Annotated in this window: 16 protein-coding genes and 1 tRNA gene; 13 read left to right on the top strand and 4 right to left on the bottom strand. The window is 68.9% G+C overall.

Going from position 1 to position 24,344, the window contains the following annotated elements; genetic code table 11:
• Nucleotides 1-134: 134 nt before the first annotated feature.
• Nucleotides 135-1,634, top strand: coding sequence for an NAD-dependent succinate-semialdehyde dehydrogenase (locus AC1DNC_RS06735; protein WP_476861784.1), 1,500 nt, complete (start codon nt 135-137; stop codon nt 1,632-1,634).
• On the opposite strand, the gene AC1DNC_RS06730 is transcribed toward AC1DNC_RS06735, so the two are convergent.
• From AC1DNC_RS06730 to AC1DNC_RS06720, 3 genes are read right to left on the bottom strand one after another with little or no spacing between them, the layout of a single operon-like run.
• On the bottom strand, nt 1,631-4,153 hold the full coding sequence (locus AC1DNC_RS06730; protein ID WP_476861783.1) for a transglutaminase TgpA family protein: 2,523 nt from the start codon (nt 4,151-4,153) through the stop codon (nt 1,631-1,633). The two genes, AC1DNC_RS06735 and AC1DNC_RS06730, sit on opposite strands and share 4 nt — an antisense overlap.
• A complete protein-coding gene (locus AC1DNC_RS06725; RefSeq protein ID WP_476861782.1) occupies nt 4,150-5,535 on the bottom strand; it encodes a DUF58 domain-containing protein in 1,386 nt (461 codons plus the stop codon). The genes AC1DNC_RS06730 and AC1DNC_RS06725 overlap by 4 nt, the downstream gene beginning before the upstream one ends.
• Before the next feature lie 15 nt (nt 5,536-5,550).
• Entirely contained in the window at nt 5,551-6,675 is a 1,125-nt protein-coding gene (locus tag AC1DNC_RS06720) for an AAA family ATPase (RefSeq protein ID WP_476861781.1), read from the bottom strand.
• 162 nt (nt 6,676-6,837) lie between these two features.
• Here AC1DNC_RS06720 and AC1DNC_RS06715 point away from each other — a divergent pair, with 162 nt between their 5' ends.
• The 5 genes from AC1DNC_RS06715 to AC1DNC_RS06695 all read left to right on the top strand — a co-directional run bounded on the left by AC1DNC_RS06715 (nt 6,838) and on the right by AC1DNC_RS06695 (nt 13,261).
• Entirely contained in the window at nt 6,838-7,770 is a 933-nt protein-coding gene (locus tag AC1DNC_RS06715) for a TatD family hydrolase (RefSeq protein ID WP_476861780.1), read from the top strand.
• 295 nt (nt 7,771-8,065) lie between these two features.
• Nucleotides 8,066-9,250 (top strand): ubiquitin-like domain-containing protein, encoded by a 1,185-nt coding sequence (locus AC1DNC_RS06710; RefSeq protein WP_476861779.1) that lies wholly within the window; start codon nt 8,066-8,068, stop codon nt 9,248-9,250.
• A 141-nt stretch (nt 9,251-9,391) separates the two neighbouring features.
• Nucleotides 9,392-10,315 (top strand): 16S rRNA (adenine(1518)-N(6)/adenine(1519)-N(6))-dimethyltransferase RsmA, encoded by a 924-nt coding sequence (rsmA, locus tag AC1DNC_RS06705; protein ID WP_476861778.1) that lies wholly within the window; start codon nt 9,392-9,394, stop codon nt 10,313-10,315.
• Nucleotides 10,316-10,373: 58 nt separating this feature from the next.
• A complete protein-coding gene (locus tag AC1DNC_RS06700; protein WP_476861777.1) occupies nt 10,374-11,336 on the top strand; it encodes a 4-(cytidine 5'-diphospho)-2-C-methyl-D-erythritol kinase in 963 nt (320 codons plus the stop codon).
• A gap of 95 nt (nt 11,337-11,431) precedes the next feature.
• Nucleotides 11,432-13,261 (top strand): ABC-F family ATP-binding cassette domain-containing protein, encoded by a 1,830-nt coding sequence (locus AC1DNC_RS06695; RefSeq protein WP_476861776.1) that lies wholly within the window; start codon nt 11,432-11,434, stop codon nt 13,259-13,261.
• A 186-nt stretch (nt 13,262-13,447) separates the two neighbouring features.
• Here AC1DNC_RS06695 and AC1DNC_RS06690 read toward each other — a convergent pair whose 3' ends face one another.
• Complete coding sequence (locus tag AC1DNC_RS06690) at nt 13,448-14,047, bottom strand: TetR/AcrR family transcriptional regulator (RefSeq protein WP_476861902.1); 600 nt, start codon at nt 14,045-14,047, stop codon at nt 13,448-13,450.
• A gap of 197 nt (nt 14,048-14,244) precedes the next feature.
• On the opposite strand from AC1DNC_RS06690, the gene AC1DNC_RS06685 reads away from it, so the two are divergent.
• The 7 genes from AC1DNC_RS06685 to AC1DNC_RS06655 all read left to right on the top strand — a co-directional run bounded on the left by AC1DNC_RS06685 (nt 14,245) and on the right by AC1DNC_RS06655 (nt 24,205).
• Nucleotides 14,245-14,316: transfer RNA gene (locus AC1DNC_RS06685), tRNA-Gln, on the top strand.
• Between the two features lie 214 nt (nt 14,317-14,530).
• Nucleotides 14,531-16,021 (top strand): bifunctional UDP-N-acetylglucosamine diphosphorylase/glucosamine-1-phosphate N-acetyltransferase GlmU, encoded by a 1,491-nt coding sequence (glmU, locus tag AC1DNC_RS06680; protein WP_476861775.1) that lies wholly within the window; start codon nt 14,531-14,533, stop codon nt 16,019-16,021.
• A 5-nt stretch (nt 16,022-16,026) separates the two neighbouring features.
• A complete protein-coding gene (locus tag AC1DNC_RS06675) occupies nt 16,027-17,007 on the top strand; it encodes a ribose-phosphate diphosphokinase (RefSeq protein WP_138769945.1) in 981 nt (326 codons plus the stop codon).
• 224 nt (nt 17,008-17,231) lie between these two features.
• The gene (locus AC1DNC_RS06670) at nt 17,232-17,858 is read left to right on the top strand and encodes a 50S ribosomal protein L25/general stress protein Ctc (RefSeq protein ID WP_476861774.1); all 627 of its coding nucleotides are present in this window, start codon (nt 17,232-17,234) and stop codon (nt 17,856-17,858) included.
• Nucleotides 17,859-17,953: 95 nt separating this feature from the next.
• Entirely contained in the window at nt 17,954-18,541 is a 588-nt protein-coding gene (pth, locus tag AC1DNC_RS06665) for an aminoacyl-tRNA hydrolase (protein WP_476861773.1), read from the top strand.
• Nucleotides 18,542-18,816: 275 nt separating this feature from the next.
• Nucleotides 18,817-21,486, top strand: coding sequence for a helix-turn-helix transcriptional regulator (locus AC1DNC_RS06660; RefSeq protein ID WP_476861772.1), 2,670 nt, complete (start codon nt 18,817-18,819; stop codon nt 21,484-21,486).
• Nucleotides 21,473-24,205 (top strand): helix-turn-helix transcriptional regulator, encoded by a 2,733-nt coding sequence (locus AC1DNC_RS06655; RefSeq protein ID WP_476861771.1) that lies wholly within the window; start codon nt 21,473-21,475, stop codon nt 24,203-24,205. Before AC1DNC_RS06660 ends, AC1DNC_RS06655 begins: the two co-directional genes overlap by 14 nt.
• Nucleotides 24,206-24,344 lie beyond the last annotated feature (139 nt).

Raw genomic sequence — 24,344 nt, 5'->3', positions numbered from 1 at the left:
GGGATGGTCTAGTGCGCACATGCGTAGACACCCCGGAGATCCCGGCAGTACCGTGGCAGTAGTCCGGCCACGCGGCGCAAGCCCTTGCGGGGCCGATCAAATTTTCCGAACCCATTGCTGACGAGGGAGTCATTGTGACTGTAACTGCCCAGCCCACCGTTACCGCGGAGCGCGAGGCCGCACTGCTGGCGTCCGTGCCGACAGGCCTGCTGATTGACGGACAGTGGCGTCCGGCCGCGTCCGGCAAGACCTTCGACGTCGAGGATCCCGCCACCGGCAAGGTGCTGCTGAGCCTCGCCGACGCCGGCCCCGAGGACGGCGCCGCGGCGCTCGATGCGGCCGCGGCCGCACAGGAGTCCTGGGCAAAGGTCCCGCCGCGGGAGCGCGGCGAGATCCTGCGCCGCGCCTTCGAAATGGTCACCGAACGGGCCGAGGACTTCGCGCTGCTGATGACCCTGGAGATGGGCAAGCCGCTGGCCGAAGCCCGCGGTGAAGTTACTTACGGAGCGGAGTTCCTGCGCTGGTTCTCCGAGGAAGCCGTCCGCGCGTTCGGCCGCTATTCGGTCTCACCGGACGGTAAGTCCCGGCTCTTGGTGACGAAGAAGCCGGTGGGCCCGTGCCTGCTGATCACGCCCTGGAACTTCCCGCTGGCCATGGCCACGCGCAAGATCGCCCCGGCCGTTGCCGCGGGCTGCACCATGGTGTTGAAGTCCGCGAACCTGACGCCGCTGACCTCCCAGCTCTTTGCTGCCGTCATGCTCGAAGCCGGCCTGCCCGCCGGCGTGCTGAACGTGATCCCGACCTCCACCGCGGGCGCCACGACCGGCCCGCTGATCAAGGACTCCCGGCTGCGTAAGCTCTCCTTCACCGGTTCCACCGAGGTCGGCCGCCGTCTGCTGGCGGATGCCTCCGAGACGGTGCTGCGGACCTCGATGGAACTTGGCGGCAACGCCCCGTTCGTGGTGTTCGAGGACGCCGACGTCGACGCCGCCGTGGCCGGGGCCATGCTGGCGAAGCTGCGGAACATGGGCGAGGCCTGCACCGCGGCGAACCGTTTCATCGTGCACGAGTCCGTTGCCGACGAGTTCGCGGAGAAGTTCGCCGCGAAGATGAAGGACATGACCACCGCGCGGGGCACCGAGGCCGAGTCCAAGGTGGGGCCGCTGATCGACGCGAAGAGCCGCGACAAGGTCCACGAGCTCGTCACGGACGCGGTGAACTCCGGCGCTGTGACAGTGCTGGGCGGCGCCGCCGTCGAGGGTCCCGGTTACTTCTACCAGCCCACCATCCTCAAGGGCGTCACCGAGGGCACCCGGATCCTGGCCGAGGAAATCTTCGGCCCCGTCGCCCCGATCATCACCTTCGACACCGAGGACGAAGCCGTCCGGCTCGCGAACAACACGGAATACGGCCTGGTGGCGTACGTCTTCACCAAGGACCTCAACCGGGGCATCCGGATGGGCGAACGCCTCGAGACCGGCATGCTGGGCCTCAATGCCGGCGTCGTGTCCAACGCCGCGGCCCCGTTCGGCGGCGTGAAGCAGTCCGGCCTGGGCCGCGAGGGCGGCCTCGAAGGCATCGAAGAGTACCTCTACACGCAGTACATCGGCATCTCGGACCCCTACGCCGGCTAGCTTCGACGCAGACGGCGCACGGCGTCGCGGATCCTGGACCAGGATTCCGCGGCGCCGTTTCCAGTTGCACCCGCAGGCTTGGTAACGGCCCGCAGCGGGATCCACGCCCGACGCCGCAAGCGGGCCGTGAGCGACGGCGGCAGCCAGGTTGCGCGCATGCGGGTCCACCACGATGCGTGGGCCCGCAATGCTTCCCGCACCAGTTCGATCCGCTCCACGGGGGAGTCCTGCAGCGTGGTTTCGGGCAGCTCGCTCCCGGAGAGGGAACCCGGGCCGGGGCGGCCGTACCGCTGCCGCTCGAAGTCGCCGCTTAGGGAGGCCACGGCGGCGTGCGCCGGGGCGTCCACGCCGTCCGGCTCACCCAGGGCCGACGAACCGCGGAACCGGGCGGAAAAATGCCGTGGGGTTTCGCTGCCGCGCGGCGGGACGCCGAAGTCGGTGGCGAGGTCTTGCAGCTCGGCCCAGGCCGGCGCCGCTGCCCCGGGCAGGCCGGTGCCGGCTTCCTTGAGCCGCTGCCGCCGGATGCCGCCGCGCGCCAACGCCGGGGATGCCAGCAGCAGGAGCACCAGCACCAGCCCGCCGGCGCCGGCCAGCGCCGGGCCCAGGTTGCTGCCGGACCCGGTCCCGCCCGGGGCCGCGGGCAACGGCAGCGGGGCCGGGGCGGGGGCCGCAGTCGGCTTGGGGTCGCCCTCGGGGATCAGTCCATCGTTGTTCTCGTTGGTGCTGGCGCCGCTGCGTGCGGCAGGCTCGGTGGCATAGCTCGGCACCACGCCGCGCGAGGGCGTCGGCTCGAACGCCACCCAGCCGATGCCTTGGAAAAACAGTTCGGGCCAGGCGTGGGCGTCCCGGGCGTCCACCTCATACTCGGGAAGTGCCCCCAGGCCCGGGATCGTCACCGTGGAGCCCGTTGCGCGGCCCGGAGCGTAGCCGACGGCGATCCGGCTGGGGATCCCCTCCAGCCGTGCCATCACGGCCATGGCCGAGGAGAAATGGATGCAGTAGCCGCTTTTCTGGGCCAGGAAATCCGCCAGGACAGACAACCCGTTGCCGTCGTAGCCGCCCTGGACGGGGGACTGGAGCGAATAGCTGAACTCCGCCGAACGCAGGTACTGCTGGATCGCCATGGCCTTGGCGTAGTTGCTGCGGCTCCCCGCGGTGACGGTGTCCGCGGTTTGCCGGACGATCTGCGGGACGTTGGCGGGGATCCGGGTGAAGGTGTCCGGCACGGCCTGGGTCCTGCCCGGGGACTCAGCCAGGACGGCGCGGGTGAGCTTTGGCGCCACCGACTCGACGACGTACTGCTGGTTGCGGGAGTTGGTGTCCACGCCCTTGATGGTCAGCGTGGCCGGATCCCAGCTCCACCGGCCAGTGAGGCCCCGCACCGTCTCGGGGGCGTAGGGAGCGGGCAGGTACGGGCTGGTGAACTGGCCGGCGTTGACGGCCGTGACCACCCGGAGTTGCTCCTCCACGCCGGGGGAGGCGCCCGCGTCCATCTTCGCGGTTCCCGTTTGCCGGCTGGCGTCTCGGTCGTCGGGGGACCACGCATCGCCGTCGAAGTTGTCCACCGTGACGGAGCGCAGGTACGGCGCCTGGGCGGCGTTCGTGGCGTACGTGATCCGTCCGTCGCCGCTGGGGCTGCGCAGGCTGTTGCCGAGGCTGATCATGGGATTGAGCCCGCTGGCCGGTCCCCAGGGATTGAGCCGGGATCCCTGCGGGAAGAGGCCCTGGTCGAAGCCCGGGATGGCCAACTGGAAGAGCAGCGTCAAAACCAGTGCCACGGCTCCGGTCAGCGAGGCGCGCTTGAGCTGGCCGGGATTGCGGGCCGTGTCTGCCCGGGTTCGGGAGTTTGGATGGAACCAGTGGCTGGCGGCCAGGATCATGAGATAGCCCGCTGCGGCGCCGGTGAAGCCGAGCCAGCCGACACTCTGCGGTTTCACCATGGCAGGGACCACCAGGATGGCCAGGATGCCCAGCCCGCTGGTCGCGGGCAGCGCGAGCGGGACGGCGAGGGCATCGACCAGGATCACCAGCAGGCCGAGCACTCCGCAGACCAGCAGGACGATCCCGGCGTTCGGTGCCACCGGGGAACTTTCCGCCAGCACGGTCTCGCTGGCCCGCCGCAGGTACCGCGACAGCTGGGACAGGGTGTCGGCGGAGGGGATGAAGCCGGCGATGCTGTGCTGGCGGAAGAAGGTGAAGGTGAGGACCAGCGCCAGCGCCGCGAAGCCTCCCGCTCCGACCAGGACGCCGCGCAGCCGCAGGGCCCGGAGTCCAGCCATCGCCAATGCGACGGTGAGGACCGTCGTGATGACGGCCGGGTACCAGGCCCAGCCGCGGAGGACGCCGTTAAGCCCCAGTGCCGCGCCGCCGACCGCCACCGCGACGGCGAGTCCCATGGCCCAGGGTTCGACACCGGCACCCTTCGGTCCGGCGGCGCCGCGGGGTGCCGGCGCGCCGGGTCCGCCGGCGTGGGGCGCGGACGGTCCGGGGGCCATACTGCGCTGCGGTGCCAGGGTCATCGCCGGCCTCCCGCGAGGGGCCGCGCTTCGGCGGCAGCCGGCAGCCCGGCGCTCCCGTCTTGGTCGAAAGCGGACCAGGCGGCGGGCAGCGGCGTGGCTGTGGAGACGGCGACGGCGCGCCAGCCGCCACGGCGCAGGATCTCGAGGACCTCGCCGGCGTCGGCCGCACGGTCGGTGACCAGGAAGGCAAAGGCATTCGCCCCGAATCCCGCCGCGGGTGCCAGGGCGCGTGCCTCGGCCGGTGAGAGCCGGCCCAGGATCGCGAGGATGGGCCCCCGCAGGCGGTGGGCGGAGAGCTTGTTCATCAGCCGGTCATCGAAAGGCTGCGGGCCGGTGTCGGCTGCGCCGTGGCGCGGGCCGCTGAGCGCGATGGCGGCGAGGCTTTCCGCGATGGACTGCAGCCCGCCGGCGCCGGAGTACTCGTCGGTCCCGGGCTCCGGCGCCGAGGGCGAATTCAGGAAGGCCGGGTCCCCGGCCGGGTCGAGGCAGCGCAGCGCATAGTTGCGCTCGCCGAGGTGGGTGCTGATGGACATCGCGGCCGTGACGGCCCATTCGAATGCGTCGCTGGTGACAAGTTCGTGCCCGTCCGCTGCCGCGCCGCCGGATACGTAGCCGGTGCCCTGGGCATAGGCGTGAAAACGCTGGTCCAGGATGATGGTGGCTTCCGGTGTTGTGACAGATTCTTCCTGCCGCACCATGAGGGAGCCGTGCCGGGCGGTCGCAGCCCAGTGCACGCGCCGCATCGGATCGCCGTGCCGGTACTCGCGGGTCATGACGTCGTCGTCACTGGGGTTGGCGCGGATCCGGGTCGCGGTGACGCCGTCGTGGCCGCGTGCGCCCGCAAGCCCGGTCGGGGGGAGTTCGACGGCGGCCGGGGTCACCGTGAGGACGTCACCGGCGTCGATCGCGTGCCGGTGCACCGAGAGCCCGAAGGGGTCGCTGAATTCGGCAGTGACCGGCCCGATCAGGAACTGGCCGCGTTTCGCGCTCCGAAGCTGGTATTCGTAGCGGCTGGTCCCTCCGGCGGAGGTCCGGGCCGGGAAGCGGAACACGGGGGAGTGCCCGAACCGGGGCGGCAGCTGCTCCTCCATCAGGGCCAGCCCGCTGCCCGGACCGGTGCGGGCAACGGCCAGCCGGACAGTGGTCGTGGCGGAGGTCTCCACCGGGGACGGATTGAACTCGCGGTAGACCCGGAACCGCGGCTTCAACACACGGGTGCCGGCCAGGGACAGCAGCGGCAGGACCAGCAACAGGAGCGCCAGGGCCAGCAGGTCGCGGCGGCCCAGGATCTGGGCGGCCAGCAGTGACAGGACGCCCGCGGCCAACAGGCCCCAGCCGCGCGAGCTGAAGATGTGCCTCGGGAACCGGTCCAGCAACGCCACAGCCGCGTCAGCCCCCTAGCGGCCGGCGGGGAGCGTCGACGGCTGCGCGGCGGAGCGGTCCCGTCCGGCCGCGGCCGGCGCCGTGTCCTGGCCGACCGGCACCCGCGCGAGGATGGACCGGATTACGCTCTGCGGCGTCTCGCCGGTGCTGGCAGCCTTGCGGTCCAGGATGATCCGGTGGGCCAGCACCGATTCCGCCACGCTCACGACGTCGTCGGGCAGCACAAAGTCCCGGCCCTCGAGGGCGGCGGTGGCTTTTGCCGCACGCAGCAGCTGCAGCATGGACCGGGGGCTCGCACCAAGCCGGAGCATGGCGCTTTCCCTCGTGGCGCGGCCGAGCGCCACGGTGTATTCCTTGATCGGGCGGGATACATAGACCTGCTGGACGGTGGCGATCATGGACGCCACCTCGTCCGCGGTGACCACGGCTGTCACCCTGGTCAGCGGGGACGACGCCTGGTGGGTCTCCAGCATCTCCATCTCGGAATCCCGGTCCGGGTACCCCATCGAAATTCGGGCCATGAAGCGGTCCCGCTGCGCCTCCGGGAGCGGATAGGTGCCTTCCATCTCGATCGGGTTCTGCGTCGCCACCACCATGAAAGGTTCGTCCAGCTTGTAGGAATTCCCGTCAACCGTGACCTGGTGTTCCTCCATGCATTCCAGCAGCGCGGACTGCGTCTTGGCGGAGGCCCGGTTGATTTCGTCGCCGATCACGATGTTGGCGAACACCGCGCCCGGACGGAACTCAAACATCCGGGAGGCCTGGTTGTAGATGGATACGCCGGTGACGTCGGAAGGCAGCAGGTCCGGGGTGAATTGGATCCGGCTGACGGAGCAGTCGATGGTCCTTGCCAGCGTCTTGGCCAGCAGCGTCTTGCCCACGCCCGGAACGTCCTCGAGGAGCAAGTGGCCCTGGGCGAGGAGCACCGTCAGGGCCAGTTTCGCGGCCTCTGCCTTGCCGTCGATCACCGTGTTGATGGCCCGCAGGATGCGCTCGCTGGCGGCATGGAAATCCGCCGCCTCCATCGGCGCCGGCATCACACCGGTTCCGCTCACACCGGCACGTGCCGGGAGCTCCTGCGGTTCCGGCTGCGGCTCCGGCAGCGCTTCGTCAACGGAGGTGCTTCGGTGGTAGTCCATCGGCAGCCTTTCAGCCCTGGTGCGGGTCCGGGCGGAGCGGCGGGAAAGCCGGATCCCGCCCGTCCCGCACGCCTGTCTTGGTATCAGCGTACTAACACAACTGACAAATCAGGCAGAGAGTTCCGGGTAATTCTCGGCCCGGCCCCCGGCTAGGCTGGAAGGATGTGCAACCCGCTGATCCCCGCCCCCTTCCGCGCGCCCGCCAGCGACGGGACAGACGGTGCTTCGACCGGTTCAGTCCCGTCCGGACGGAAGCCGTACCCGCCGGCGCCGGAACCGCTGCCCGTCCCGGTGATGGACAACCACACCCACCTGGATTTCCCGGACGCTGATTATGCCAACGGGAGCCCGGCAGTCAGCATCAAGGACGCGCTCGACGCCGCAGATGCTGTCGGCGTCCAGGGCGCCGTGCAGGTGGGCTGCGACCTTGAGTCGTCGCGTTTTACCGTCCGTGCAGTGGATGAAGACGCCCGGTTGCTGGGCGCCGTCGCGCTGCACCCCAACGACGCCCCGGCGTACGCCGCCCGCGGCGAACTGGAGGAGGCGCTGGCCGAGATCGAGGCGTTGGCGGCCCACCCACGGATCCGGGCCATCGGCGAGACCGGGCTGGACTTCTTCCGCACCGAAGGGGAGGGACTGGCCAGGCAGCGGTACTCCTTCCGCCGCCACATCGACATCGCCAAACGGCTGGGCCTGACACTGCAGATCCACGACCGTGACGCCCACGATGACGTCGTGCAGGTGCTCCGGGAGGAAGGGGCTCCGGAGCGGGTGGTCTTCCATTGTTTCTCCGGCGGTGAGGAGCTTGCCCGGACCTGCAACGCCGAGGGCTGGTACATGTCCTTCGCCGGCACCGTGACCTTCAAGAACGCGGCCAATCTGCGTGCCGCGCTGGCCGTCGCCGAGCCCGGGCGGATCCTCGTCGAGACCGACGCCCCGTTCCTGACTCCGCACCCGCACCGGGGGAGGCCCAACGCGAGTTATATGGTTCCCTACACGGTCCGCGCGATGGCGGAATTGACAGGCCGCGACCTCTCCGAGCTCTGCGCCGGGCTGGCCGAGAATACCCTGCGTGCATACGGATCCTGGGACTAAAACGGGCATCCGTCGTCACTCTGGCAACACCCCTCGCAACATACCGGGTATGCACAAAATCTTGGCTGGTTTATAACGCTACGGTTACAGTGGACAACTATTAGCCGGGGTCGGGGAAGGCCTTCGGATAATTTCACTACCTCAGGGCGCGCATAGTGGCACAAGATCCACGTGTGCGCTCTCGTTTGGAAGTGTGGCGGTGCCCGCGTTTTCCGCAAATATCCGGAGCTGTTCCGGAGCTGCCCTTTGGGGGTGTTTGCGCCGGGGAAACGTGTGCGCTTTTCCCCGTGCCCGGATGGTCCAAAAGATATGGGCAATCGTGGTCAAGTTCTTCACATCGGACGGCAAGGTCAGCTTCGTCAAGGTCGGCGCACAACTCGTGGTGCTCGTGGCACTCGTGCTCGGCCTGGTCGCCTTCGTTGGCAACAACAAGACGGTCACCCTCAACGTCGACGGAAGAGTCAGCTCCGTGCAGACCTTCGGCGGCACCGTCGGCCAAGTGGTCCGCGGCGCCAAGGTCGAGTTGCAGGCGGCGGACAAGGTTTCCCCCTCTGCCGAATCCCATGTGCAGGACGGTTCCGTCATCAACGTGAACCTCGCCAAGGCCGTGAAGGTCAGCGTGGACGGTGCTGAGCGGACCATCACCACCACCGCCCCCACCGTCGAAGGCCTCGTGACCGAGCTCGGCGTGGCCTCCGCCTCTGAGGTCTCGGTGCCGAAGGACTCGCAGCTGGCCGTGTCCGGCTCCTTCGTGAGCATCTCGACGCCGAAGGCCGTGACCCTCGTGGCCGACGGCAAGGCCACCAAGACCACGACGACCGCGGCGACTGTCGCAGGCGTCCTGGCCGACGCCCGCATCAAGCTCGGCGCCAGCGACCGCACCTCGCAGCCCGGCAACGCGCCCGTGGTCAACAACATGGTCGTCAAGGTCTCCCGCGTCGACACGTCCAAGACCGAGGCCACCACCGAGGCGGTACCCTTCGAGACGCTGACCGCCGAGGACGCGGCGCTGCCGAAGGGCGAACAAAAGGTCACCCAGGCCGGTGCTGCCGGCAGCATCAGCAAGAGCTTCAAGCTGGTCCTCGTGGACGGCCGTGTGGCCTCCCGGACGCTGGTAGCGCAGAAGGTCACCCGCGAGCCGGTCACCGAAAAGGTCAGCATCGGCACCAAGGAAAAGCCCAAGGTGGAAGCTGCCCCGGCAGCCGCCAACACCGGCGCCGCAGCCCCGGCCATGATGAACGAGGCCATGTGGGACAAGATCGCGCAGTGCGAGTCCGGCGGCAACTGGTCCATCAACTCCGGCAACGGTTACTACGGCGGCCTCCAGTTCGACATCCAGACCTGGCTGGGCTCCGGCGGCGGCGCCTATGCACCCAACGCCAGCCAGGCCAGCAAGGCCCAGCAGATCGCCATTGCCAACCGCGTCTACGCGGAGCGCGGCCTGTCTCCCTGGGGCTGCGGCTGGGCAGCGTCCAGCTAACACACTGTTCCGGCCTGCACGGCCGGCCAGGCAACCACGGTTACCGCATCGGCTGACCACCAAAGCGGCGCACCTTAGAAGGCCGGTCCCGGATCCCCGTGACCGGCCTTCGCCGTTGCCGCCGCGGGATAGGATACCTAGGTGACTGAACCGACCCCCTCCGCCCCTGTCGAACCTGCCGGGACGCCGTCCGGGACCCTGCCCGCAGGTGCCCCGGCGCAGCTCCTGGGCGCCTCCGACATCCGCAGGCTGGCCGAGGAGATCGGCGTCCGTCCCACCAAGACCCTGGGCCAGAACTTCGTCATCGACGGGAACACCATCCGTCGCATTGTCGCGGTGGCGGACATCGGCGCGGACGAAACCGTCCTGGAAGTCGGACCGGGCCTCGGTTCCCTGACGCTGGGCCTGCTGGACGCCGCCAGTGCGGTCGTCGCCGTCGAGATCGATCCCGTCCTCGCCGCCAAGCTCCCCGACACCGTGGCCCGCTGGCGCCCCGACGCCGTCGCGAACTTCCACCTGGTCCTCGCGGACGCGATGAAGGTGACCGAACTGCGGGTGCAGCCCACCGCGCTCGTCGCCAATCTTCCGTACAACGTGGCCGTCCCCGTGGTCCTGCACCTGCTGCAGCACTTCCCGACCCTGCGGCACGGGCTGGTCATGGTCCAGGACGAGGTCGCGGACCGGCTGGCCGCCGGGCCGGGCTCCAAGACCTACGGCGTCCCCTCGGTCAAGGCAGCCTGGTACAGCGGAATGCGCAAGGCCGGGGTGATCGGGATGAACGTCTTCTGGCCGGCACCCAAGATCCATTCCGGTCTCGTCGCCTTCACCCGCCGGGAACCGCCGGCCACCAGCGCCACCCGGGAAGAGGTCTTCGCCGTCATCGACGCGGCCTTTGCCCAGCGGCGCAAGACCCTCCGGGCCGCGCTGGCCGGCTGGGCCGGAAGCGCCGCCGAGGCCGAACGCTGCCTCCGGGCCGCCGGCGTCGACCCCACTGCCCGGGGTGAAGTGCTCGATGTCGCCGCATTCGCCCGCATCGCCGAAGCCCACGCGCAGCCCGGCTCCTGAGCGCTGCGGCCGACGGTCCTGCTTGGAGCCTCAGCCTGCCATGCCATAGCGTGGAGCCATGAACGCAGTGAGAGGGCGCTTTTCCGCAAGGACCGTCCGGGTCAAGGCACCCGGCAAAGTGAACGTCTCACTCGATGTCGGACCGCTGCGCGCAGACGGCTACCACTCGGTGGCCAGCGTCTACCTCGCGGTCTCGCTCTATGAAGAGGTCGCCGCCACCAGCACGGAAGGCGGCGGCATCACGGTCAGCATCAGCCCCGCCAGTACCCTGGACCTCGACGGCGTCGACATCCCGCTCGATGAACGCAACCTGGCGTACAAGGCAGCCGCCATCATGGCCGACGTCTCGGAGCACTCCACCGGGGTCCACCTCGAAATCACCAAGCGCGTTCCGGTTGCCGGCGGCATGGGCGGCGGCTCGGCCGACGCCGCCGCGACACTGCTGGCCTGCGACGCGCTGTGGAACAGCGGACTTTCGCGCGACGAACTCGCCCACCTCGCCGCCGAACTCGGCGCCGACGTGCCGTTCTCGCTGCTGGGAGGCACCGCCGTCGGCCTCGGAGTGGGCGACGACCTTTCGCCGGCACTGGTCAAGGCGCAAACGGACTGGGTCCTGGTCACCGCGGACTTCGGGCTGTCCACCCCGGAGGTTTTCCGCACCCTGGACCGCCTGCGCGCGGCCGAGGGCGTCGAGATCGAGGAGCCGGTCGCGGTGGATCCGCGCGTCCTGACCGCCCTCCGCAGCGGGGACGCGGACGCCCTCAGCCGGGTCCTGGTCAACGATCTGCAGCGCGCCTCCATTGAGCTGGCGCCCGGACTGCGCGATGTGCTCGGACAGGGGGAAGCCTGCGGTGCGATCGCCGGGATTGTCTCCGGATCCGGGCCCACCGTGGCGTTGCTGGCCCACAGCCCCGCCGCGGCCGAGGGACTCGCGGGGGAGCTGCGCCACCACGGCCTCGATGCCCAGGCGGTGCACGGCCCGGTGCACGGCGCACGGATCATTTCCGATACGCTCCTTTAGTAACTTCGACTGTATATACGTCGTGGATGCGCCAGTGATACGTGAGCTCGGCCGCGTCTCCAGTTTGACCATTTCATCTAGGAAAGCAGTTCCCAGTGGCACACCTGCTCGGCGGCGAGAACCTCACGGTCTCGTATGCAACCCGCACCGTCCTTGACGGCATCACCCTCGGCCTTGAAGAGGGTGACCGGATCGGCATGGTGGGCCGCAACGGCGACGGCAAATCAACCCTGATGCGGCTGCTGGCCATGCGCTCCACCCCGGACTCCGGCCGGGTAACCAAGCGCGGCGACGTCAACATCGGCTACCTCGACCAGAGCGACGTGCTCGACGGCGACCTCACGGTCGGCGCCGCGATCGTCGGCGACCAGGCCGACTACGAATGGGCCCGCAATCCCCGGATCCGCGAAATCATGGGCGGCCTGGTGTCCGACGTCGACTGGCACGCCAACGTGCACGCCCTTTCCGGCGGCCAGAAGCGCCGCGTCGCGCTGGCCAAGCTCCTGATCGAAGACCACGACGTCATCATGCTCGACGAGCCCACCAACCACCTCGACGTCGAAGGCGTCGCGTGGCTGGCCCGGCACCTGAAAACGCGCTGGCGGGCCAACCAGGGCGCCTTCCTTGTCGTCACCCACGACCGCTGGTTCCTCGACGAGGTCTGCAACAAGACCTGGGAAATCCACGACGGCATCATGGACCCGTTCGAGGGCGGCTACGCCGCCTACGTGCTGGCCCGCGCCGAACGTGACCGGACGGCCGCCGTCGTCGAAAGCAAGCGGCAGCAGCTGGTCAAGAAGGAACTCGCCTGGCTGCGGCGCGGCGCTCCGGCCCGCACCGCCAAGCCCAAATTCCGGATCGAGGCGGCCAACGCCCTGATCGCCGACGTCCCGGAACCGCGTGACTCGACGGCTTTGAGCAAGATGGCCACCGCCCGGCTCGGCAAGGATGTCCTGGACCTCGAGAACGTCTCGCTCGACTTCCTTGGCGGGGACGCCGGCCAGAAGCTCTTCGACAACATCACGCTCCGGCTTGCCCCCGGCGAGCGGCTGGGCCTGGTGGGCGTCAACGGCGCCGGCAAGACCACCCTGCTGAAGCTCCTCAACGGCGAGATCGAGCCGACGTCCGGGAAGGTCAAGCGCGGCAAGACGGTCGTGACCGCAGTCCTGAGCCAGGAGGTCAAGGAGCTCGACGACGTCAAGGACCTGCGGGTCATTGAGGTGATCGAGCGCGAGAAGCGCTCCTTCAATGTCGGCGGCAAGGAATTCACCGCCGGCCAGCTCGTGGAGCAGCTCGGCTTCACCAATGAGAAGCAGTGGACCCCGGTCAAGGACCTCTCCGGCGGGGAGCGCCGCCGCCTCCAGCTGCTGCGCCTCCTGGTGGGGGAGCCCAACGTGCTGATGCTCGACGAGCCCACCAACGACCTCGACACCGACACCCTTGCCGCCGTCGAAGACGTGCTGGACGGCTGGCCGGGCACGCTGGTAGTGGTCAGCCACGACCGCTACCTGCTGGAACGCGTCACGGACCACCAGATGGCGCTCCTGGGCGACGGCAAGATCCGCGCCCTCCCGCGTGGCGTGGACCAGTACCTGGAGTTGCGCGAGGCGGCCCTGGCCGGCTCCACCATCACCGGCGGCGGCAACCCCGTCACGGCCGCCGGCGGCAGCTCGGCCCCTGCAGCAGCCGGGCCGTCCGAGGCCGAAAAGCGGGACGCCCGCAAGGCGAAGAACCGGATCGACCGCCAGCTGGGCAAGCTCAAGCAGCAGGAAGACAAGATCCACGCCCAGATGACCGCCGGAGCAGGTGACGCCTCCAAGTTCGACGAGCTGGCCGCCCTGAACGCCAAGCTCCAGGAACTCGCCGGAGAACGCGAGGCCCTCGAACTCGAATGGCTTGAAGCCCTCGAGGTCCTCGGCGAGTAGGCCTTCGCGGTGGCTGGGTTGGGTGCCGGAGTCGGCCCTTCCACGTCGCTTAGACACAGCGCATCGGAGCCCTCCGGTCGCTGGGCGACCTCCGGACCCCGATGCGCCGCGATGCGCTCCCTTCGGAAGGACCGCCTCCGGCTAGGACGGGCACCTTGGGGCTGTGGCAAGCGCGCACGGGCAGACTTAGTCCTCGCTGCGGAGCTCAGGTTCCTTGCGCAGTCCGGTGAGGCCGTTCCAGGCCAGGTTCACGAGGTGCGCGGCGACTTCGCGCTTGTCCGGGGTGCGGCTGTCCTGCCACCACTGGCCTGTCATCGCGACCATGCCGACCAGCATCTGGGCGTACATGGCGCCGTCGGCGGCGCTGAAGCCGCGGCGGGCGAACTCGTCGGCCAGGATGTACTCCACGCGCGCCGTCACTTGGGAGAGCAGGGTGGAGAACGCGCCCTCGGGCTGCGACGGCGGGGCGTCCCGCATCAGGATGCGGAAGCCGTCCGTCCGGTCCTCGATGTAGCCCAGCAGCGCCAGGGCCGCCCGCTCAACCAGGACGCGCGGCTTGGCGTCCTCGGAGAGCGCCTCGTTGATGGAATTGAGCAGGATCCGGAATTCGTACGCCACGACCTGGGTGTACAGGCCTTCCTTGGAGCCGAAGTGCTCGTAAATCACCGGTTTGGAAACGCCGGCAGCGGCGGCAATCTCTTCGAGGGTGGTGCCGTCCAGGCCGCGGAGGGCGAATAGGCCTCGGCCGATGCCGATCAGCTGGGTGCGGCGCTGCGGCCCGGTCATTCGCGGCCTCGGGGTGTAGCCGGGAGACCGCACCGGCCTGCCGGTGCGGTGGTCCGCCCCTCCGGACACCCCTGCGCTGTTGCTCACAGCACCATCATGCCTTACCCCGCTGCCCGTCCCCGGGGGCCGGGTCGCACGAGCAACATCCTTCGTGGCAGAATTGTCTCTTGTGCCACCGGCTCGCTGCCGTGGCATGGTCCGCTCTGGTGTAATGGCAGCACCCCGGCCTTTGGAGCCGTGGAGTATAGGTTCGAGTCCTATGGGCGGAACTCTCGCGGGCTCCCGCGGCCGGAGCAAGCAGGCCGGGCGGGCGGGGGCCGGCGGTAGTCCAGTAGGATGAAGAGCACGCCGCGACCGGAATGCGGTCCGGCACGGCCGCGCGGAGCCGGCAACAAGGTAGACCACCTGGCTGTCGCCCCGGGTCAACCGAGATCGACCGAGCAGCGGCACTGAGTCAGGCCACTGAGCAAGGAGAGCCCGTACGTGAGCCCCGAGAACACCGGCCCCGCCGCCGTCATTGTCCTAGCTGCAGGTGCCGGTACCCGGATGAAATCCCGTACCCCCAAAATCCTCCATGAGATTGGTGGCCGCTCCCTCGTTGGCCACGCCCTCCATGCCGCCCGCGCCATCCGGCCGCGTGAACTGGCCCTCGTAGTCCGCCACGAACGCGACCTCGTCGCCGGCCACATCGCCGAAATCGATCCGCACGCCCTGATCGTGGACCAGGACGACGTTCCCGGGACCGGCCGCGCCGTCGAGGCCGCCCTCGAGGCCCTCGACGCCCTCCACCCCGATGCCCGGCTGAGCGGCACGGTCGTCGTGACCTACGGCGACGTCCCCCTGCTCACCGGCGAACTGCTGTCCGAGCTGGTGGCCGTGCACGAGGCGGACGGCAACGCCGTCACAGTCCTGACCGCCGTCCTGGACGACGCCACCGGCTACGGCCGCATCCTCCGCGGCGCTGACGGCACCGTGACCGGCATCCGCGAACACAAGGACGCCAGCGACGCCGAACGCGAAATCCGCGAGATCAACTCCGGTATCTACGCCTTCGACGCCGGCGTGCTGCGGGACGCCCTGGTCCACGTCACCACGGACAACGCCCAAGGCGAGAAGTACCTCACCGACGTCCTTTCCCTGGCCCGTGCCGCAGGAGGCCGCGTGGCCGCTGTCGTGACCGAGGACCGCTGGCAGGTGGAGGGCGCTAACGACCGCGTCCAGCTCTCCGCCCTCGGCGCCGAACACAACCGGCGCATCGTTGAGGCCTGGATGCGTGCCGGCGTCACCGTCGTCGACCCGGCCACCACCTGGATCGACGCCACCGTGACCCTCGACGAGGATGTCCGCCTGCTGCCCAACACCCAGCTGCACGGCGCCACCACCGTGGCGCGCGACGCCGTCGTCGGCCCGGACACCACGCTTACCGATGTACAGGTGGGGGAGGGCGCCAAGGTTATCCGCACCCACGGCTCCGGCTCCACGATCGGCGCCCGGTCCAGCGTCGGCCCCTTCACCTACCTGCGCCCCGGCACGGTCCTGGGCGAGACCGGCAAGATCGGCGCCTTCTACGAGACCAAGAACGTCACCATCGGCCGCGGCTCGAAGCTCTCCCACCTCGGCTACGCCGGCGACGCGGAGATCGGCGAGGACACCAACATCGGTTGCGGCAACATCACGGCCAACTACGACGGCGAGAAGAAGCACCGCACGGTGATTGGCTCCGGCGTCCGCACCGGCTCCAACACGGTCTTCGTGGCTCCGGTCCAGGTCGGCGACGGCGCCTACAGCGGCGCGGGCGCCGTGATCCGCAACGATGTGCCCGCCGGCGCCCTCGCCTTGTCCCTGGCCAAGCAGCGCAACTCCGAGGGCTGGGTCGTTTCGCACCGCCCGGGCTCCATTTCCGCCACGCTGGCCGAGGCCGCCGGCGCCACCTCATCATCTTCCAGTACTTCGGCATCGACAGAAGAGGGCTAGCAAACATGAGCGAAATTACGGCACACGGGGAGAAGAAGCTGGTGCTCGCCGCCGGGCGCGCACACCCGGAGCTGGCGCGCGAGATCGCCAAGGAGCTGGGCACCGAGCTGTTGCCCCTGGACGCTTACGACTTCGCCAACGGCGAGATCTACGTCCGGGCCGGCGAAAGCGTCCGCGGCACCGACGCCTTCGTCATCCAGGCGCACCCGGCGCCGCTGAACAACTGGCTCATGGAGCAGCTGATCATGATCGATTCGCTCAAGCGGGCCTCCGCCAAGCGCATCACCGTGGTCTCGCCGTTCTATCCGTACGCCCGCCAGGACAAGAAGGGCCGCGGCCGCGAGCCGATCTCCGCCCGCCTGGTCGCCGATCTCTACAAGACCGCCGGCGCCGACCGCATCATGAGCGTGGACCTCCACACCTCGCAGATCCAGGGCTTCTTCGACGGCCCCGTGGACCACCTCATGGCGATCCCGCTCCTTGCCGACTACATCCGTACCCGGGTGGGCTCGGACAACATCACCGTCGTGTCCCCGGACACCGGCCGCGTCCGCGTCGCCGAACAGTGGGCCGAACGCCTCGGCGGCGCGCCGCTGGCCTTCGTGCACAAGAGCCGCGACCTCACGGTGCCCAACCAAGCTGTCTCCAAGACCGTGGTGGGACAGATCGAAGGCCGCACCTGCGTCCTGATCGACGACATGATCGACACCGGCGGAACCATTTCCGGCGCCGTCCAGGTGCTCAAGAACGCCGGCGCCAAGGACGTTATCATCGCGGCGACGCACGCCGTGTTCTCCGATCCTGCCTCGCAGCGCCTGGCCGAGTCCGGCGCCCGCGAAGTGGTGGTCACCAACACCCTGCCGATCTCCGCGAACAAGCACTTCCCGCAGCTCACCGTGCTCTCCATCGCACCGCTGATCGCCCGGGCCATCCGCGAAGTGTTCGACGACGGCTCCGTCACCAGCCTGTTCGACGGCAACGCCTAGCAACCGCCCTGCCGGGCCCCGTTTTCGCGACGGGGCCCGGCACTGCTAAACTCGTTCCGATACCTTGGCGAGGGAGAGCGCCGGCTGGAACAGCCGGAATGCTGGTCTCCGTTATCGACTGGGTCTGAATCTCCCTTCGGAAGGGCGGCCCGGCCGCCCGGCGTTGAAGGTCGCTGACAGACCTCCGCCCTTGCTGAACACCGCTAGTCCTAGAGGAGACACCCATGTCTGAGCAGAAGCTCGCAGCAGAAGTACGCACCGAATTCGGCAAGGGCTTTGCCCGCCGCGCCCGCATGGCCAACCAGATCCCGGCCGTCATCTACGGCCACGGCGCCGAGCCGATCCACATCACCCTGCCGGCCAAGGCCACCACCCTGGCCGTCCGCACCGCCAACGCCCTGCTGTCCCTGGACATTAACGGCGAAGAGCACCTGGCCCTGGTCAAGGACATCCAGCGCAACCCGATCAAGCAGATCATCGAGCACCTCGACCTGCTGACCGTCCGCAAGGGCGAGAAGGTCACCGTCGACGTCCCCGTGCACGTCACCGGTGAGGTTGCCCCCGGCAACGTCCACAACCTCGAAATGACCACCGTCTCGCTCGAGGCCGAGGCCACCCACCTGCCGACCGCCATCGAGGTCAGCGTTGAAGGCCGCGCTGCCGGCGAGCACGTCCTCGCGTCCGACCTGGTGCTGCCGAAGGGAACCCTGCTGCTGGCCGACGCCGACGCCCTGGTTGTCAACGTCTCCGAAGCCGTCGAGATCCCTGTCGAGGAAGAAGAGACCACGGAAGAGGCTGCTGCTGCCGAAGGCGCGGAAGCCGAAGAGTCCTCCGAGGCTGCTGCCGAGTAATTACGGCGTATTCTCAGGTGGCCGGGTCCCTACGGGGCCCGGCCGCCGTCGTTTCCGCCTCCGCCCCGCCCCACGCCTCCCCGAAGGATGGATCCATGTCTGACACCTGGCTGATCGTAGGCCTCGGCAATCCGGGTTCCGAGTACGCCCACAACCGGCACAACGTCGGCCAAATGGTGCTCGACGAACTGGCGCACCGGGTCGGCGGCGGCTTCAAGTCGCACAAATCGCGCGCCCAGGTCCTGGAAGGACGGCTGGGCATCGGTGGCCCCCGGGTGGTACTGGCAAAGCCGATGAGCTACATGAACGTCTCCGGCGGTCCGGTGTCCGCGCTGGCGAAGTTCTACGACGTCGACCCGGACCGCGTCATCGCCGTCCACGACGAAATCGACATTCCCTTCAATACCATCAAGCTCAAGATCGGCGGCGGCGAGGGCGGCCACAACGGCCTCCGCGACATCTCCAAGGCGCTGGCCACGAAGGATTACCTGCGGGTCCGGGTGGGGGTGGGCCGGCCACCGGGACGGATGGACACCGCCGACTTCGTGCTGCGGGACTTCGCCGCGCCGGAGAAGAAGGAGCTTCCGTTCCTGATCGACGCGGCGGCCGACGCCGTCGAGGCGCTCATCCGCGACGGACTCCAGTCCGCGCAACAAAAGTTCCACCCGGCAAAAGCCCAGTAAGCGCCGCAGCCGCGCCGCGATGCAACCCCGGCGGCACTGTGCCGACGCCATCCGCGGCGTCTCACATGCCGGTTTTCCTTCCCAAGTGTCCCGGCTTGCCGTTATGCTCTGTCTACTTGTCGGGGGATAGAGTTACGCTACCTTCTAGGCGGACGGATCCAGGTTTGCCGTCCGCAGAGCGGTACGAAGGAAACTACATGTCGAGGGATTCACTGGGCTGGGGGAATGTTTCCACTGCATTGGCACCGGCTGAAGTTCAACGGCCTGCGGGGCCGGTGAACAGACACGCGTGGTCGGGTCTGGCACGCGGCGCCGACGCCGAACGTGTGCGGAACGCCCTCACCGCGCCCGGCAGCATGGGCGTGGTGATCACGGGAGACCGGGGCGTCGGTAAATCGCTTGTCGGACGCAGTGCCCTCACCGGTTTCGGTCCCGATGTCTACACCCTCCAGTTGCGAACGTCCGGATCCGGCTCCGCCACGCCCTACGGCTGCCTGGCGTTCACCCTGGCCCGGCTCCCGCAGAGCGCCCTCGGATCGCCCACCGCGATCCTGCACGGGATCACCTCACTGATCCGCAACGACGCCGCGGGCCGGAAGTGCGTGATCCTGCTGGACAACGCGGGGTCCCTCGACGAACAAAGCACCGGCGTCCTGCTGAACCTGCTGCAGACCGGAACGGCCCGGCTTGTCGCCACCGCGCCGCGCGCCACCGACCTGCCGCCCGACTTCTACTGGCTGATCACCTCCGGACAGCTGGCCGAGGTCCGGCTCGAAAGCATGACCGAGATCGAAACCCGCGAAGTGCTCCAGGCCGCGCTCGGGCACCGGGTGTCGACCGCCCTGGCAAGCCAGATGCACGAACTCGTCGGCGGCAGTCCCGCGCTGCTGCAGGCAGTCGTCTCGGAGCAGATCGAACGGGGCAACCTGGTGCTGGCCGGCTCCGTCTGGACACTGGTGGACGAGGTGGTGCTGGACGGGAAGACGGCCCTGGAGGATATTGTCAGGGCACGCTACGCCAGGGAATCGCCTGCGGCGCGGGAAGTGATCGAGGTGCTTTCCTGCGCACGGTGCATGTCCCTGTCCCGGCTAGCGCGCATGTATGGACCGGGACTCATTGCGGACATGGAGGACGCGGGACAGATCGTCGTCGACCGCACCGACCAGCACTTGGTGACGCTCGGGGACCGCTACCTTGGCGACATCGTGCGGAACTGGCTGAGCGTTGAGCGCCGGCTGGAGCTCCGCGACAAGGTTCCGGGCCACCAGGAAAACGAGCTGGCGGAACTGACCGTTGAGGACCTGCTGGCCTACGCCGCCTGGACGCACGACTGCCATGCCGAGCTGGCGCCCGCCCACGCGCTCGCGGCAGCGCAGGCCGCCGTCCGCCTCTTCGATCCGAAGTTCGCGCTCAAGTGCGCCGGCAGCATCAGCTCCGGCGACAGTGAATGGCCGGCGGGCCAGCTTCAGAAAGCCGCCGCGTACCTGCAGCTGGGGCTTCCGCTGCAGGCCATGTCAGCCCTCGATGACGTTTCCGAGGCGCAGATCAGGGGGCTCGAGCCGGAGGCCTTCGCCGAACTGGTCGCGGCCCAGGCCGACTGCATGGCGTGGTTGGAGGACCGCAGCGGAAAGGTGCCGGAGCTGATCCGGCAGGCGCGGCTGCGGCTGCAGGAATTCCGCCAGGACGACTCGCCTGCCGGTGAGGAAGCACTGGCGCGCGCCGGCCTGTGCCTGGACCTGTGCGAGTTCAACTACCTGTCCTTCATCGGCGACTATGAGCCGATGATGGACCGGCTCCGTGCCGCCGCCACGACCGCCGACGCCGACACGCTGGTGCCCGTGCACCGGCTCCGCGCCTCGATCATCCTGATGGAAGCACTGTGCGTGACGGGCAAAGAGCTCGAGGCCCGCCAGCTGATGCGCGAGATCGGCGGGAAGCTGAGCGATTGGTCCAACGTTCCGCGGATCCGTGAGAACTTTGCCTGGCGGGCGTTCAACGTCCTGCTGCTTTCCGGCCAGTGGCGGCAAAGCATCGACATGCTCAAGGACGCCAGCGGGCGGGCCGGCCACGGCCTGCATTCGGGCAGCGCGGCCACCGACCTCGCCGTCGGGCTCGCCTACGTGTACGCGGGCCGGGGCCACATGGCCCTGGACCCGCTGCTGGCTGCCATCGCGCAGCTCGAAGTCAGGACCAGCCTGCATGCGCTGCGGCAGGCCTACGCCGCCACGGCCTTCGCCTACGCGCAGATGGGCAACTCCGTGCAGGCCACCGTCTATCTGGATCGCGCCCGCTCGGCCGACGGGCCGGCACGATTCGTGGTCAGCAGCTCGGCTGAATTCTGCATGGATATGGCCTCCCGTTGGCTCGGCGATCCGGGGGCGAAGGATCGGCTGGTTGCTGCCGCGGAGCGGCACTTCAGAAGCGGCCGCTACACGCTGGCCGGGATTTGCATGCTGGGCGCCACGGTCAACGGCAGCGTTAAAGACTTCCAGTTCATGGAAGAAATCGCGGCGCACCGGCAGGGTCCCCTGGCGGAGCTGTCCCGGTTGGTGGCCATAGGCAGCCGGAAGAAGGACGCCGTCGTCATGCTCGAAGCCGCCGGACAGGCCGCAGCCTTGGAGCTCGACGCCGTCCAGGCCAGGTGCGCTGCCCTCGCATTCGACTTTGCCAAGGCGGCCGGGCTCGCAGGGAACGCGACCGCGGCGCACAACATGCTGGAGGTCCTGTCCGAATCGGTGCCGGCGCTGCCGATCTTGCCGCGGACCAAGGGACCCCTGCTGACCGATCGCGAGCGGCAAATCGCGGCCCTCGCAGGGAATGGAGTTTCCAACAAGGACATCGCCCAGGACATGGGTATTTCGGTTCGAACGGTGGAGGGGCACTTGTACCAGGTATTCACGAAACTCGGGGTGTCCTCGCGGAGTGATCTGCTTGGCCTCATCTAGGACGCGGGCGGAGGCCAGCGTCGAGGGGGAGGGCCGCGTCCTCACCGGCCGCTCCGAGGACGTGAGTTCCGCGGTGGAAGCCCTGCAGGGAACGCGGGCGGCGGTGCTGCTGCTGGGCGACCACGGGATCGGCAAGTCAACGCTGATGGAGACCGTAGCGGCCAAGCTCGACGGCGAGGTGACTCCGGTGCGCCTGCACGGCAGCCCGGCCCTGAGCCACGTGCCGTACGGTGTGCTTGCGCCGTTCATCGTAGAGCTGCCCGTCGAAGAGGCCACCTCCCAGCTGGCTGTGCTGCGGATCTTCTGGAGCTACCTGGAAGGCCAGCGGCGGGCTACCCAGAAACCCCTCCTGTTGATTGTCGACGACGCCCACGACCTGGATGAGGCGACGGCGGGTGTGCTGGTGGAGCTCGCCGCCGCCGGCTGGGCAAAACTGCTCGTCAGTGCGGCGGCCCGGCCCGGCCTGCCGGAGCCGCTCCTGCAGCTCTGGTTCGAGGGCATTGCCGACCGTCACGACCTGCGCCCGCTCACGCGGGATCAAACGGCCGAAATCCTGGCGCAGCAACTGGGTCCCCAGGTCCTGCCCAACGTTGCCGAGGTGCTCTGGGAGGCGTCCGCCGGCAATCCGCTGCTGCTGAGCTGCCTGGTCGACGACGCAAGAAGCGACGGGACGCTGCTGCAGCGCAACGGCGTGTGGCTACTCAGCCGCCAGCTGAACAGCCACGGCGAACGGCTGACCGACGTCGTCCGCCGCCAGCTCCTCCAGCGCTCAGCCGAAGAGCGCAAGGCCCTGAACCTCGTCGCGCTCGCCGAGCCGGTGTCCCGGAGCCTGATCGAAGCCATCGTGGACGAGTCCACCGTCGCGGCGCTGATCGAAGAGGAACTGCTCCGGGTCTCGGACGCACCCGAGCCTGAACTGCGGTTGTGGCATTCGGTCTATGGCGACACTCTCCGCAACCTGATCTCCCCTGCCCGCAGCCTCCAGCTCCGGCAAAGCCTGCTGCGGCTGATGGACCGGGAACCGGCGTCGGCCGAGGGGCTGCTCCGCCACGTGAGCTGGTCGCTGGAATGCGGCGTCGAGGTCGAGGACCGGCAGCTGCTCCGGGCGGCGGTGCTGGCCAGCAGGCTCTTCGAGGACGAACTGGCCCGCAAGGCCGCCTCCCAGGTCAAGGACCCGGAGCTGCAGATGGCCGCGCGGTCCGTGATAGCAAGGACGCACTACAACACCTCGAACCATCAGGCTGCCCGGGAAATCCTCGAGGCGGATTTTGCCCAGGGACGCACGGTGGCGAGCCTGCTTACCGGGTCCCTGCTGTGGGCCGCGGTCCTGTCAGCACTGGGCCATTCCCCGGCCGACATCATCGCGCGCACTGACGCGTTGCTGCGCGCCGGCGAGCGGCTGGCCGCTGAGAACCCCGGCGATGCCGATGACATTCTTGCCGCGACCCGGGACCGGGTGCGGATCATCCGCAGCATGGTCCTGGCCATGGCCGGCGATGGCGGCGGGGCTGAGACCGCGGGCACCCAGGACACGGGCACCGTCGGCGAAGTTTCCGGCCGCGGCGGTGACCGGCTCCCGGCCGACAGGCTGGACAGGGCCTTCAGGCTGGCGCTCGAATCGGAGCAGCTGCTGGTCCAGGGCAAAGCGGACGGCGCCTACGCGGCGGCGGCGGCAGCCCTGGAGGCAGCCGGGGCCGACCATGACGAGCTGTATTTCCTCACCGACTTCCTGGTGGTCCGCGCCGTCACAGCCGTTATCCATGCGGGGGACTGGAAGGCGGCGGAAAACCTGATGGGCGGGTTCGTGGCGTCTTTCGGACCGAGCCTGATCTCCTTCGGCGGAGGCGTGCACGCGGCCACCGGCATCATTTTGCTCTACCAGGGCAGGGCGGCGGAGGCCAAACGGACGTTGCGTGCGGGGCTTGAGGCCCTGCGCGTCGCCGACCCCCAGCAGCTGTTTTCCGTGACGGCGGCGATGGCCTTCGCCGCCGCCGCAGAAATCGGCGCCACGGAAAAGGCCGCGGGATTGCTGGCGGACTACGAAGCCGCCCGGCCCGCTGTCTCCCGGTACCTGCGGACGCTCTCCGAGATGGCCGTGGTGTACGGCAAGGCCAGGCTGGGCGGCCACCCGCGCGCTTCGGAGGAACTGGAACGACTGGCCACCCCCGACGGCCCCGGGAACACCCCAGGGCTGGAGTTCGACGCGCTGTTCTTCCGGCTGGCCCTTGGCGATACGGACGCCGCCGCGCGGCTCCGGGAGCTCCAGCCGTTGCTGGAAGGACGCCGGGCCTCAGCCGTCTGCGGCTACGCGGAGGCGCTCCGCACAGAGCAGCCCGCGCAGTTGCTCGATGCCGCCAAGAACTGTGAAGAAGCCGAGCTTTGGGGCTTCGCTGCCTTGGCGTACGGTGCCGCGGCCAGCGCCTACCACGACGCCGGCGACACGCTGCGGGAGCGGATGGCAGTGTCGCAGCGGCAGCGCTGCCGCGATCGTGCCGAGAGCCTCTCCGGGCAGGAAGCATCCGGTCCGGACGACACTCTGGGGCTCCTGACCCGCCGGGAACGGGACATCGTGGCGCTGGCAGTCCGCGGCCTGAGCGACAAGCAAATCGCCGAGGAGCTGCAGGTCTCGGTCCGGACCGTTGAAGGCCACCTGTACCGCAGCTACGCCAAGCTAAACATCAGCGGACGCGACGAACTCAGAAAGTTGGCTGCGGAGTAGGGGATTCCTGCTTCGCTCGCTATTCATCACCTGCAGCACTCGCGGACCGCCGCCGACTACTTGGTTTGCCGCCCACAGGTGTCGTGCGATTTCTGAGTACAGGCAGGTAGAGGCGGGAGCGATACCCGCACCGCAATCG

It is taken from the genome of Arthrobacter sp. 01N442 (assembly GCF_056399345.1).
The sequence above is the reverse complement of the archived record's forward strand: the minus strand, read 5'-3'. Positions and strand labels throughout refer to the sequence as shown.

Coding starts and splice junctions, on each gene's coding strand:
- AC1DNC_RS06730 (WP_476861783.1), bottom strand. CDS start 4,153: ATGACCCTGGCACCGCAGCGCAGTATGGCCCCCGGACCGTCCGCGCCC.
- AC1DNC_RS06720 (WP_476861781.1), bottom strand. CDS start 6,675: ATGGACTACCACCGAAGCACCTCCGTTGACGAAGCGCTGCCGGAGCCG.
- AC1DNC_RS06715 (WP_476861780.1), top strand. CDS start 6,838: ATGTGCAACCCGCTGATCCCCGCCCCCTTCCGCGCGCCCGCCAGCGAC.
- AC1DNC_RS06710 (WP_476861779.1), top strand. CDS start 8,066: ATGGTCCAAAAGATATGGGCAATCGTGGTCAAGTTCTTCACATCGGAC.
- AC1DNC_RS06700 (WP_476861777.1), top strand. CDS start 10,374: ATGAACGCAGTGAGAGGGCGCTTTTCCGCAAGGACCGTCCGGGTCAAG.
- AC1DNC_RS06690 (WP_476861902.1), bottom strand. CDS start 14,047: ATGACCGGGCCGCAGCGCCGCACCCAGCTGATCGGCATCGGCCGAGGC.
- AC1DNC_RS06675 (WP_138769945.1), top strand. CDS start 16,027: ATGAGCGAAATTACGGCACACGGGGAGAAGAAGCTGGTGCTCGCCGCC.
- AC1DNC_RS06670 (WP_476861774.1), top strand. CDS start 17,232: ATGTCTGAGCAGAAGCTCGCAGCAGAAGTACGCACCGAATTCGGCAAG.
- pth (WP_476861773.1), top strand. CDS start 17,954: ATGTCTGACACCTGGCTGATCGTAGGCCTCGGCAATCCGGGTTCCGAG.